12 protein-coding genes are annotated in these 12015 nt (G+C 69.4%); 10 read left to right on the forward strand and 2 right to left on the reverse strand.

What is annotated here, in order from left to right; genetic code table 11:
- The 3 genes from HUW62_RS26660 to HUW62_RS26670 form a co-directional block, all read left to right on the forward strand.
- Positions 1-589: spermidine synthase (locus HUW62_RS26660; RefSeq protein WP_176435983.1), on the forward strand; the 589-nt coding region annotated here is incomplete at its 5' end.
- On the forward strand, positions 586-1044 hold the full coding sequence (locus tag HUW62_RS26665) for a hypothetical protein (RefSeq protein ID WP_176435984.1): 459 nt from the start codon (positions 586-588) through the stop codon (positions 1042-1044). The genes HUW62_RS26660 and HUW62_RS26665, both read left to right, overlap by 4 nt.
- Complete coding sequence (locus tag HUW62_RS26670; RefSeq protein ID WP_176435985.1) at positions 1041-1520, forward strand: hypothetical protein; 480 nt, start codon at positions 1041-1043, stop codon at positions 1518-1520. The genes HUW62_RS26665 and HUW62_RS26670 overlap by 4 nt, the downstream gene beginning before the upstream one ends.
- Here HUW62_RS26670 and chrA read toward each other — a convergent pair.
- The gene (chrA, locus tag HUW62_RS26675) at positions 1507-2703 is read right to left on the reverse strand and encodes a chromate efflux transporter (protein WP_176435994.1); all 1197 of its coding nucleotides are present in this window, start codon (positions 2701-2703) and stop codon (positions 1507-1509) included. The two genes, HUW62_RS26670 and chrA, sit on opposite strands and share 14 nt — an antisense overlap.
- Positions 2704-2814: 111 nt before the next feature.
- On the opposite strand from chrA, the gene HUW62_RS26680 reads away from it, so the two are divergent.
- Positions 2815-3231, forward strand: a complete 417-nt coding sequence (locus tag HUW62_RS26680; protein WP_163869066.1) for an OsmC family protein — start codon at positions 2815-2817, stop codon at positions 3229-3231.
- A gap of 86 nt (positions 3232-3317) precedes the next feature.
- Positions 3318-4589, forward strand: a complete 1272-nt coding sequence (locus HUW62_RS26685) for a cupin domain-containing protein (protein ID WP_163869065.1) — start codon at positions 3318-3320, stop codon at positions 4587-4589.
- A 3-nt stretch (positions 4590-4592) separates the two neighbouring features.
- Here HUW62_RS26685 and HUW62_RS26690 read toward each other — a convergent pair whose 3' ends face one another.
- Positions 4593-5957 (reverse strand): FAD-binding oxidoreductase, encoded by a 1365-nt coding sequence (locus HUW62_RS26690; protein WP_176435986.1) that lies wholly within the window; start codon positions 5955-5957, stop codon positions 4593-4595.
- Positions 5958-6129: 172 nt separating this feature from the next.
- Between HUW62_RS26690 and HUW62_RS26695 the strand changes: the two genes are divergently transcribed.
- The 5 genes from HUW62_RS26695 (at position 6130) to HUW62_RS26715 (ending at position 11969) form a co-directional block, all read left to right on the forward strand.
- The gene (locus tag HUW62_RS26695) at positions 6130-7392 is read left to right on the forward strand and encodes a glycosyltransferase (RefSeq protein ID WP_176435987.1); all 1263 of its coding nucleotides are present in this window, start codon (positions 6130-6132) and stop codon (positions 7390-7392) included.
- Positions 7393-7570: 178 nt separating this feature from the next.
- Positions 7571-7759, forward strand: coding sequence for a mersacidin/lichenicidin family type 2 lantibiotic (locus HUW62_RS26700; RefSeq protein WP_163869062.1), 189 nt, complete (start codon positions 7571-7573; stop codon positions 7757-7759).
- 122 nt (positions 7760-7881) lie between these two features.
- Positions 7882-8481, forward strand: a complete 600-nt coding sequence (locus HUW62_RS26705; RefSeq protein WP_163869061.1) for a hypothetical protein — start codon at positions 7882-7884, stop codon at positions 8479-8481.
- A complete protein-coding gene (locus tag HUW62_RS26710; protein ID WP_217911561.1) occupies positions 8478-10856 on the forward strand; it encodes a peptidase domain-containing ABC transporter in 2379 nt (792 codons plus the stop codon). Before HUW62_RS26705 ends, HUW62_RS26710 begins: the two co-directional genes overlap by 4 nt.
- A 48-nt stretch (positions 10857-10904) precedes the next feature.
- Positions 10905-11969 (forward strand): hypothetical protein, encoded by a 1065-nt coding sequence (locus HUW62_RS26715; protein ID WP_163869060.1) that lies wholly within the window; start codon positions 10905-10907, stop codon positions 11967-11969.
- The last annotated feature ends 46 nt before the right edge of the window (positions 11970-12015 follow it).

Raw genomic sequence — 12015 nt, forward strand, 5'->3', positions numbered from 1 at the left:
GCGCGAGACGTATCTGGGGGCGCGGGTGGTGGGCGTGGAGCTGGACGCGGCGGTGGTGCGGCTGGCGCGGACGCACTTCGGACTGGGGGCCGAGGTGGAGGTGCACGTCGGGGATGCGCGCGCGTTCCTGGAGTCGGACTCGCGGCGCTACGACGTCATCATCGTCGACGCGTTCCGCTTCCCCTATGTGCCCTTCCATCTGACGACGCGTGAGTTCGCGCGGAGCGTGGCGGAGCACCTCGTTCCTGGCGGAGTGGCGTGCTTCAACGTGGGCCGCTTCCGCGAGGAGCGAGGGGTGGTGGACGCGGTGGGCGGCACGCTGGCGTCCGTGTTCCCCCGAGTGCTCGCCGCGGATGCGCGCAACCACAGCAACACGCTCTTCTTCGCGGGCGAGGAGGGCATGGCGGAGCGGCTGGCCGCGAGGACGGAGCGGCTCCCACTCTCGCTGCGCCCGCTGGCGACGCGTGTCGTCGGAGAGCTGCGCGCGGTGGCCTCGGGGGAGCCCCTGACGGATGACCGGGCTCCGGTGGAACTGCTCACCGATGCCATCCTCCTGCGTGCACTGGTGCGGCCGGAGGGGCTGCGGTGAAGGCCCTGCCTCGCCTGCCAGAGTTCTTCGCCCCACTGCCCCTGGCGGCCGTGGTGTTGATGGCGGTGAATGACCGCTGGCTCAAGCCCGCCTTTCACAACACGCTCACCGGCAAGCTGTCGGATGTGGCCATCTGCTTCTTCCTGCCGCTCTACGTGTCCGCGCTGCTGGCCCTCGCGACTCGCTGGCCGCGAGGTGTCCGGCTGGGAGTGGGCGCGGCGCTGACCGCCGTGCTGTTCACCGCGCTCAAGGTGTCGCAGCCGCTCGCGGACCTCTTCTGTCAATGGCTGCGTCCCCTGGGCGCACCGTTCGGACTCACCGGCTTCCGCGCGGTGGCCGACCCCACGGACCTGCTCACCCTGCCCTTCATCGCGGTGGCGATGCTGTACGGCCGCGCCACGCTGCTCTCCCAGACGCCGGCCACGTCCCTCACTCCCCCCGGAGCCTTGTCATGAAGCCCTTGCTGAGAAACCTCGCCACCGTCGCCGCACTGGCCACCACCGGGCTGCTGCTCGTCGCCGATTCGTCGCGCCGCTGCGAGCACGGCGCGCTCAACGTCGCCTTCGACGTCAGCGGCAACACCTGCGGCACCAATGGCACCTTCCGCGTCCTCTCGGACGAGGACTCGTGCGAAATCACCACGCAGGGGGCGGAGGCGCTGGGGTTCCCCGCCTTCGGCGATTCGACTCAAGACTCCCTGGACATTCCCAAGGGCGAATGGTCGCTGCATGACCGCAACCACACCGTGCACCTGGGCCCGGATGGCGGTGTCGTGCGAGCGGACGCGGGCTCCACGACGACCATCGACGCCAACCGACACTGCGAGAACACGCTCGAGGGCGACAAGCTGCGCCTGACGTGCATCGACCGGCGCAGCGACCTGTCCGGAGACGAAGTGGCCCGCTGCGAGGCGACGCTCACCCCGCGCTGAGGCTCTTCACCAGCCACCCCACCGCGCCTCCGCCCAGCACCAGCCAGGCGGAGTTGACGCGGAAGCGAAGCAACAACACAGCGGACGCGATGGCGAGCCCCACCGTCCACGCGTCCACCAGCGCCGCCCGACCAAGCTGCCACGTCACCACGGCCATCAGCGCCAGCGACGCCACGTTGACACCATCCAGGAACGCTCCCGCCGCCCAGGAGGCGCGCAATCGCGGCACCAGCGGCCCGCTGAGCGCGACGAAGAAGAACGCGGGCAGGAAGATGCCCACCGTGGCCACCACCGCTCCCGTCATTCCCCCGAGCACGTAGCCGATGAACGTGGCCGTGGTGAAGACAGGACCGGGCGTCACCTGCCCCACCGCCACCGCGTCCAGCAACTGCGCCTCCGACAGCCAGCCCAGCCTCTCCACCAAATCAGCGCGCAGGAAGGCCAGCAGCACGTAACCGCTGCCGTACAGCACCGAACCCACCTTCAGGAAGAAGAGGAACAGGCCCTGCTGCGTGAAGGGCACGGCCGCGCTGGCCCCGCCCAGGGGAAGCATCAGCGCCCATGGCGACACCATGGAGTTCGACGAGGGCCCCCGCGCCCGGCGGTGCTCCACCGCGCGCCACGCGAGCACCCCGAGCCCCGACAGCAACAGGAGCAGCAGCTCGTTGACGCCGAGGAACGCCGCCGAGACGGAGCACAAGGCCACGACGGCGGCGAGCTTCGTCTTCACCACGGTGAGCGACAGCCCCCACAGCGCTTGCAGCACCACGGCGATGATGACGGCCTTCACCCCGGACAAGAGCGCGCTCACGTCCGGCAGGGTGCCGAAGCGTGAGTAGGCCCAGGCGAAGCTGGTGACGATGAGGAACGCCGGGAGGATGAAGCAGACCCCGGCGACCAGCAGGCCGGGCCAGCCGCCGCGCCGGTGGCCGATGTGGATGGCCAGCTCCGTGGAGTTGGGACCGGGGATGAGGTTCGCCGCGCCGAGCAGGTCCACGAACTCCTCGCGCGTGAGCCAGCGCCGACGGCGCACCACCTCGTCCTCCATGAGCGCGATGTGCGCGGCGGGTCCACCGAAGGCCGTGGTGCCCAGCCGGAGGAACAGCAACGCCAGCTCCCGGAGCACGGCGGCTCGGTCGCTCGGCGAGGAAGACGTGGGGCTCGCGGGCTCCAGGGAAGGCATCTCCACGAAAAGCTACCCCAGGAAGAGGGATGCGCCGCTGAAACAACCAAGCGACTTCCCACCCATGCACGGTCCTTGTCACGCGGGCCGCGTCCTGGATTCATGCCCGGCATGACCACCCCAGACTCCACGCTGCTCGCGGCGGCCGTCGTCGAGAGCCAGGCCGGCTACACGCAGTCGATTCGCACCGGCAAGCACCACTTCCAGGCCGACGAGCCCACAGCCCTTGGTGGCGCGGACCAGGGCCCGGCGCCCTATCAACTGCTGATGGGCTCATTGGGCGCGTGCACCGCCATCACCTTGAAGATGTACGCCGCGCGCAAGGGCTGGGACCTGGGCCCCCTCACCGTGAAGCTCAAGCTCTTCCGCGAGAACGGCACCGAGCGCGTGGAGCGCGTGCTCTCCGTGGGCCCCACCGTGAGCGAGGAGCAGCGCGCCCGCCTGCTCGAAATCGCCGCCAAGACGCCCGTGACGCTCACGCTGTCCCGAGCCCTGGACATCCAAACCACGTTCGCACCAGCGCCCTGACCCGGGCGAAACGGAGGGTGTCTCGACGCGCGCCATGTCTCGCGACTACCGTTGAGACATCGCCAACTCGTGCAAGGGGTCTTCCGATGCTCGGTGGTACCGGCCGTGAACTCGCGGAGCTGCTGCATCCCATCACTCCCGAGGATTTCCTCGCCGAGTACTGGGAGAAGAAGGCGCTCTTCGTCCGGGGCACGCCCGGGAAGTTCAAGGGGCTGTTCGACCGCGAGCGGTTCGACAGGGCCATCCTCCACGCGGGCTTCGACAAGCGAGCCCCCGCGTCCTTCGGCATCCACTCCTTCTGGCGCAACCGTCACGACCAGTACGCCGCCATCCAGATTGAGCCGCAGCAGGTCCGCGAGGCGCTCACCTCGCGCACCACCGTCTGCGTCAACGACATCGGCGCGGGAGACCCGGGGCTCGCGCGCTTCGCGGCCGATATCAAACGCCAGCTCCAGTTGACGAGCCCCGTCCGCTTCAACTGCTACCTGTCCCCGCCGGGCGAGGGCCTGGACACGCACTACGACGCGCGCCACGCGATGGTCATCCAGATTGAGGGCCGCAAGCAGTGGCGGTACTCGCGCCAGCCCGCCATGAACTACCCGCTGCGCAACGCCATCGTCGAGCAGGACGGCCGCGTCCGGCAGAGCGACGGCAAGCCCATCAAGGACGTGGCCACCCCGGATGCGAGCCAGTTCGAGGAGGTGCTGCTGGAGCCGGGCGACCTGCTCTACCTCCCGCCGGGCTGCTGGCACGACGCGAAGGCCAATACCGAGTCCTCCCTCGCGATGAACATGGCCTGCGAGACGGTGGGCTTCTTCGGCATCCTCGGACCGGAGCTGGAGCGGGTGCTCCAGGGCCGCGTGGAGTGGCGCGCCCTCGTCCCCGCCTCGCTCGCCTCGCCCACCACGGGTGGTGCCATGCCCCCCGAGGTGCGGCGGTTCATCTCCACCCGCCTGGAGGAGTTGCAATCACTGCTCGGAAAGCTGGCGGCGGATGACACGGAGCTGGAGCGCCTGTGGAGACGCGCCACCACCACCAGTCCCCAGCCAGCCCCGGCCCGCCAGACGGCGGAGACACCGCTCCAGCCCGACGTCGTCCTGGTGCGCACCGAGCCATATCCCCTCGTCTACGCCGCGCGCCCCGCCACGCCGGGCGCCGCGATGTCGATGGTGTATGTCTATGGCGCGAACACGGAGGTCGCCCTCGGTGGAGACGCGCTGCCCCTGATACGCGCCCTCTCCGAGCGACAGCGCTTCTCCCTGGCCGAAGTGGAGATGTGGACGGGCGGCCTCCGTCTCGAGCAGGCCCACGAGGTCCTCAAGGTGCTCGTGGCCCGGGGCCTGCTCCGTCCCGAGTAGGCGTCAGGGAAGCCCGCCCGGATTGAGCAGCCCGTCCGGGTCCAGCTCCCGTCGCAGCACTTTCAGTCGCGCATACGCGTCGCCGTAGAAGCGCTGCATCAACTCTGGCGTCAGCTCGTTGCAGCCGTAGAGATACGGCCGGCCACCCAGCTCCAGGCAGCGCGCCAGGAAGTCGCGGTGCGCCTGCCGGGCCAGCTCCGCCTTCGCGTCCTCGCCGGGTTCGATGCGGTAGTAGACGCCGATGCCGTAGAGCCTCGACGCCGTCGTCCCAATCGAGCGGATGTCGAACGGCCAGCGCACCTCGCCCCGCTTCAACGCCAGCATCCGCACCAGACAGTTGTCGTCCCAGACGCGCTCGCGTGGACCGGCCTCCAGGTATTGCACGAAGGCCTTCAGGCCCTCGTAGTCGAAGCAGTAGTCGCTCCAATACTGGCGGGGCAACGTGTCCAGGGGGCCGTCGGCCCGCGTCCGCGCCTGGATGAAGTAGCCCGGACGGACGAGCAGGTGCGTGCGCCGCTGCGCCTGCTTCTCCAGTGGCCCCGGAATCGGCGTGGACGCGGCCTTCGCCTCGTCCTCGTGGCTGGCGCCGAAGACGCTCTGCACCTGCCCGCGCTTCTGCTGTCCGAAGAAGTGGTCCGGTGAGGCCCCGTCGAAGTCCGCGGTCCATGCCAGGGACTCCACCAGCGCGCCCAACGAGTCGAACTCGTTGATCTGCACGCGCACCGCCGGACGATACGGATGCGTCCGCATCACGACGCGCTCGATGACGCCCACCTGCCCGAAGCCCCCGAGCGCGTACTGGAACAGCTCACCGTCCTCGGTCCGCGAGCACCAGCGCGCGGAGCCATCCGGCAGGATGAGGCGCAGCCGCTCCACCTGGTCCAGGTGCGCGCCGTACTGCAGCGAGCGCGCGCCATAACCCGCGACGGACAGCGTGCCACCCAGCGCCGTGGCCATGTGGTCCGTGAGCACGGGCGCGGTGCGGCCCACCATGTTGAGCGCCGCCTCCAGTTCGCCCCAGCGCGTGCGCGTGGTGACTTCCACCGTGCCATCCTCGTTCACCAGGATGTCGGGCTCGCCCCCCACGTTCTCCACGACGATGCCGCCGTCGCTGAGCGACTGCGCTCGCAACGAATGGCCGGAGCCGCGAACCGTGACAGGCACACCGCGCTCGCGCGCCACCCTCAGCGTGTGGACCAGGTCCTGCTCGCTCCAGGTACGCACCACCACGGCCGGATGCCGCTGCTGGATGCCGCCGAAGTCGTGGCTGTAGGGCCGCAGCTCCAACGGTGAAGAAAGGATGGGTTGTCTGACGCCGGCGCCGAGCGCCTTCACGAGTGCGTCCTTCTCTGCCGCCGACATCTCCATGCTTCACACTCCGGAAGAACCCCGCGTCGCGCACCCGCCGCCACGGCGCTCGGCCGAATCATGACCCAGGTTGGCCCGAGACAGACAGGCCACCGTGAAAGCAGCGAAACAAGAAGCTGTTACAGTCGCTGGCAGTGCACCTGAGCGCCACGGGCGCCCCGAAGGACAGGCGATGCGCTTTCTCTTCACGTCCCTCACCAGCTACGGCTCCCTCGGTCCCGCCATCTCCGTGGCACTGGAGCTGCGCAAGCGCGGCCATGAGGTGGCCTTCGCCACCGGCCCCACCATGAGCCCGCTCCTGGAACGGGTGGGCCTGCGACGCATTCCTCGCGGCAAGGAGGACGGCCCCAGCTTCGTCGTCGAGCGCACCGCCAACCCGCTGGAGCAGGCCCGGCAGGTGAAACACATCGAATACGCCCTCACCGAGTTCCCCGCCGACGTGCTGGTGGGACAGGCCATGGCCTTCGGCGCGGTGCTCGCGGGCGCCCGGCACCAGATTCCCTCGGCGGTCATCGGCCTGGCCGCCAGCATCCTGCCCACCGACGCCATGCTGGAGCGGATGTCCCCCGAGTTCCGCGCCTACCAGGTCCACCGGCTCGCCGGCACGCTCCCCTATGACGAGTTCCTCAAGGACCGCTACGCGCGGCTGATGGAGTCCTACGATTTGGGCAGCGAGATGTTCTGGCTGCCCAAGCGGGACGTCCCCTCCAGCCAGTCACCGCTGCTGGGAGACCTGCACCTGCTTCAGACTGTCGAGGAGCTCGAGGGTCCGCTGGACGTGCTGCCTGAAGTCACCCACCTGGTGGGCAGCCTCGGCTGGGACTTCATCGAGCCGAACCCGGAGCTGGAGCAATGGCTGACGGAGGCGCGCGCCTCGGGAGAACCCATCCTCTATGCCCAGCCCGGACGCGTGTTCAACTCTCCCGGCTTCTGGGAGGAATTGCGCGACGCGCTCGGAGACAAACCCATCCGGGTGGCGGCCTCCACCGGCCGGTTGGACCGCGACGTGGGGCGCGTGCCCGCCAACTTCTTCGTGCGGCCCCATGTCCCCCAGGCCACGGTGCTGCCCTTTGCCCAGGGCATCATCTCCAGCAGCACCACGGCCGCCGTGCTCGGCGCGCTCACCCATGGACTGCCCCTGTTCCTCATTCCAGGCGGCGGCGGTGGAGAGCAGTCTGACTTGACCCTCCGCTGTCTGGCCGCGGGCGTCGCCGTGCACGTGCGCCCCGAGGATGTCACCGTCGCCCGGCTCGGCGAGCAGGTGGAAGCGCTGAGAGACAACGCCTCCTTGAGACATCATGCGCGGCGGCTCCAACACGCCTTCGCCCAGGCCCCGGGAAGCGCTGGCGCCGCGTCCCTGCTGGAGCGGCTCGCCGTCGAGCGGCGCCCCATTCTTCGCACGCGGACGCAACCTCTCGCTCATGAACTTTTATGACGAGAACTCGCTGAATTCCGGCAATACATTCAAGTATCAGTGAAAAATGATACCCCCGTCTTGCCGGCGGTTCGTTAGTCAACTCATACTGGGCTTTCTCGGGAGGCGTGCTGACAGGCGAATCCCGGGTGCGTTGCCGCAGGTCCCTCGCTGTACTCCCGTTGTAAAGGAGAAGCCCATGTCTGATTCCGTCAAGTCTGAGATCATCCGTGCGTGGAAGGACGAGGAGTTCCGCAACAACCTGTCCGAGTCCGAGCGGGACCTCATCCCCGCGAACCCGGCCGGCATCCTGGAGCTGACCGACGAAGTCCTCGGCGTTGCCTCGGGCGGTCTGGCCGCGGCCAGCTGCGACTGGTGCAGCTGCTAGTCTCAATCAGGACCGTGCTTCACTGCCCACAAGGCAGTGGAGCCGCCTGAGATGTGTAGCGTTCTCACAGTGCCTCCAGTGCCCACACCCCTGGCGGGAGCCACCTTGGCGAAGGGCCATTCATGAGCGCGCCCCCCTCCTCCATCTTCCGCACCGGCGCCTTGGAGCGCTTCGTCCAGGGACGCTCCCAGTTGGTGCTCCCCGCGTTCGTCGCACCGCGCGCCCAGGCCCTGATGTGGTTGGCGCTCGTGCTGGTGCTGGGCTGCGGCGCGCTCGCCTGGAGCGCCCGGGTTCCCCGCTTCGAGTCCGGCGTGGCCATCGTCGTGGAGGGCACGCGCGTCAGCCCCCTGGCCCGGCCGGGTGAGCCGCTGCTGCTCGTCTTCCTGTCGCACCAGTCGCTCCCCGCGCTCCAGCCCCAACAGCCGCTCGTCGTGGAGCCCTCATCTCCCGCCGCCCGCCTGCGCGCGGAGGTCCTCACCGTGGAGCCTCAGCTCCTGAGCCCCAAGGCCGCGCGGGAGCGCTTCGGCGTGGACCTGGTGCCGTCCCAGCTCGGCGCGGCTCCCTCCGCTGTCCTCGTCGCGCGGCTGAGCGCATCGCCCGAGGGCCCGTCGCCTTCCGACTTCCTGGGCGGCACCTTTCCGGTGAGCGTCCGCGTGGGCTCGCAGCGACTCATCGAGCTGCTCGCGTTCAACCGTGACGCCGCGCGGAGCCACGGTCGATGAGCCTTCCGACCAGGCCCGCCGCGCCGTCCTCGGAGTCCACCGCGCAGTCCTCGGCTTCGGCCACGGCGCCCCAGGAGCCCACCGCATCGCCCCCGGATTCCCCCACGCCGTCGCCCCGGCTGTTGGACCGGGTGATGCGCCTGCTGTGGCCGCTGGTGCTGTGGTTCCGCCGTCGGCGCGTGCCCGTCATCCTCCAGCTCAGCACGCGGGAGTGCGGTGGCGCGTGCCTGGCCATGGTGCTCTCGTATTACGGACGCCGCACCGCCGCGGCCGACTGTCGCGAGTGCCTGGACACCGGCCGTGACGGCGCCTCCGCGCTCGCCATCGTCCGCGCGGCCCGGACACACGGCCTCATCGCGCGGCGCTACTCCGTCACGCTGGCCAACTTCCACCGCATCCCCCTGCCCGCCATCGTCTTCTGGGAGTTCAACCACTTCCTCGTGGTGGAGCGCTGGACGCCGTCCCACGTGGATGTCGTCGACCCGGCGCGCGGACGTCGCCGGCTGACGCCCTCGGAGTTCGACGCGGGCTTCACGGGCCTGGCCCTGTCGTTCGAGCCGAGCCTCCAGTTCCAGCGCCGCAAGCACTCGGGCGATTCGTCCTGGCGCACGGTGCTGTCCTACGTGGTGGGCGTGCCGCGCTTCGGCGCGTTCCTGGGACAGATTTTCGCCGCCTCGCTGATGATGCAGGGCATCGGCCTGTCGCTGCCGCTGCTCACTCAAGTCGTCGTGGACCGCGTCCTGCCGTATCGCGCCGTGGATTTGATGACGGTGCTCGGGCTGGGGATGGCGGTGCTCGTGGTGGCGCAGGGGTTGACGAGCTACCTGCGCTCGGCCGTCATCATCTACCTGTACGCCCGCCTGGACTCGCGGATGATGCTGGGGCTGTTCGGCCACCTGCTCACCCTTCCGCTGCGCTTCTTCCAGCAGCGCACCACGGGCGATCTGCTCACGCGGTTGGGCAGCAACGTGGCCATCCGCGAGGCGCTCACCAGCCGCACGCTGTCCGTGGTGCTCGACGGCCTGCTGGTGCTCGTCTACTTCACCATCCTGCTGTTCCAGGCGCCGCTGTTCGGCATCGTCTCCATCATCATCGGCGCCATCCAAGTGGCGCTGCTCTTGAGCACCAACCAGCGCATCCATGGCCTCACCCAGGAGAGCCTGACGGCGCAGTCGGAGTCGCAGAACTACCTCACCGAGGCGCTGATTGGCGTGGCCACGCTCAAGGCCTCGGGCGCCGAGCAGCGGGTGCTGGACCACTGGTCCAACCTCCTGATGAAGCACCTGAACGTGACGGTGCGCCGCAACCACCTGTCATCGGTGCTGGACTCCGCGCTGCTCACGCTGCGCACCTTGGCTCCGCTGCTGCTCTTGTGGCTGGGCGCGCGCCAGGTGCTCGCGGGGGAGATGTCGCTGGGCACCATGCTCGCGCTCAACGCGCTGGCCGTCTCCTGCATCCAGCCGCTCGCGTCTCTCACCGCCACCGGTCAGCAGCTCCAGATGGTGGGCGCGCACCTCAACCGCCTCATCGACATCCTGGAGGCCACGCCGGAGCAGTCGCTGCCGGACGTGAAGCCCATCGACAAGCTGTCCGGCCAGGTGGAGCTCAAGGACGTCAGCTTCCGCTACTCGCCCGAGGGACCCGTTGTCCTCGACGGGATTTCGCTGAGCATCCAGCCCGGGCAGAAGGTGGCGCTGGTGGGACGCAGCGGCTCCGGCAAGACGACGCTGGCCATGCTGCTGCTCGGCCTGCACGAGCCCTCCACGGGCGAAATCCTCTACGACGGCCAGCCGATGCAGTCGCTGGACTACGTCATGCTGCGCGGGCAGTTCGGCGCGGTGCTCCAGGAGCCGTTCCTCTTCAGCGGCTCGCTCCGGGAGAACATCACCTTCAGCGACCCGTCCCTGCCGCTGGAGCAGGTCATGGAGGCCGCGAAGCTCGCCGTCATCCATGACGACATCGAGAAGATGCCCATGGGCTACGAGACGGTCATCTCCGGCTCGGGCGGCTCCGGACTCTCGGGTGGACAGCGGCAGCGGCTCGCGGTGGCCCGGGCGCTGGTGCGCAAGCCCGCGCTGCTCCTGCTGGACGAGGCCACCAGCCAGCTCGACGTTCTCACCGAGAGCACGTTGGACGAGAACCTGGGGGCGCTGTCCTGCACTCGCATCCTCATCGCCCACCGGCTCAGCACCGTGCGTGACGCGGACCTCATCCTCGTGCTGGACGGCGGCAAGCTCGTCGAGCGGGGCACCCACGTGGAGCTGATGGGCCGCGAGGGCCACTACGTGGAGCTGGTGCGCAAGCAGCTCTCGGAAGACGCCCCCAGCAAGGGGGCCGCCGAGCTCACTCCTCACTCCCAGCGGCTCAGCGGCTGAGCTCCATCCCCGACACGCAACGAAGAGAGGCTCCCCCTGCGTCTGTCCATGGAAGACTATCTGCGGCTCGCCGTGCCGTTCGTCCCGCCAGCGCTCGTCTCGCCCGAGGCGCTGCGGCCCATCCTCGGAATCGCCCGTCAGCTCCCCCCGTGCGCGAGCAGCGGCTTCGAGTGCAGGCTGGGTGACGACGCGCCAGTGGGGGACTTCCTCATCAACCTGCTCGCCGCCGATGGCACCCGCGCCGCCTTCGCGGGACACCACCCCGACTACCACCCACCCGACGCGTTCCTGCACAGCCCCGTCTGGCAGCGCGTGCGCGACTACTGCCGGACGTGGGCCAGTCCTACCTCCCCTCTGCACAAGCGCGTGAGGGACATGTGGCTGGAGTTCGACCTTCAGGAGCTGGAGGGCGAGGTCCCCATCCCCGGTGTCTTCTTCGGGCCGGAGCAGCCCCCGGAGGACCTGCTCGACACCGTGCGCGGCAGCCTGGAGTTGCTGCGCGGCCCCGGGCGCGCGGACATCCCCCCGGCGATGCTGCGCTGTCTGGAGCTGCTGCCCGGCCCGCCGCGCATCGAGCAGGTGGGGATGATGTTCTCCCGGCACACGGACGCGCTGCGGCTGTGCATCCGCGGGCTGCCCCATCAGGGCCTGGGCACCGCGCTGCGCGACGCGGGTTGGCCGGGCGAGGCCGATGTCCTGGACGCGCTCCTGGAGGAGACGCGGCCCTTCGTGGACGACTTCACGCTCGACATCGACGTGGGTGAGGGCATCCACCCCAAGCTCGGCCTGGAGTGCATCCTGGACCAGGACCCCAGCCCGGCCCGCTGGCAGCGGTGGTTGGACACGCTGGTGGCGCAGGGGCTGTGCACGCCGCTCAAGCGCGATGCGCTGCTGACCTGGGCGGGTGTGCAGAGCTCGCTCACCCACGAGGGACAGTGGCCAGAGAACCTGGTGCGCGCCAGCGAGCGGATGCCCGGCCAGCACAGCGGCTTCGCCCGCCGCATCAACCACGTGAAGCTCATCCACCAACCGGGGCAGCCGCTCCAGGTGAAGGCCTATCTCGCCTTCCGGCACTACTGGTTGCGCAACCCCTCCCGCCCGCTGGCCACCTGACGACCGGCGCGGTGCCACCCAGGTGGCCCCCACCGGACGCGGCACT

The sequence above is a fragment of the Myxococcus sp. AM011 genome (assembly GCF_013372595.1).
Classification (GTDB): Bacteria; Myxococcota; Myxococcia; order Myxococcales; family Myxococcaceae; genus Myxococcus; species Myxococcus eversor.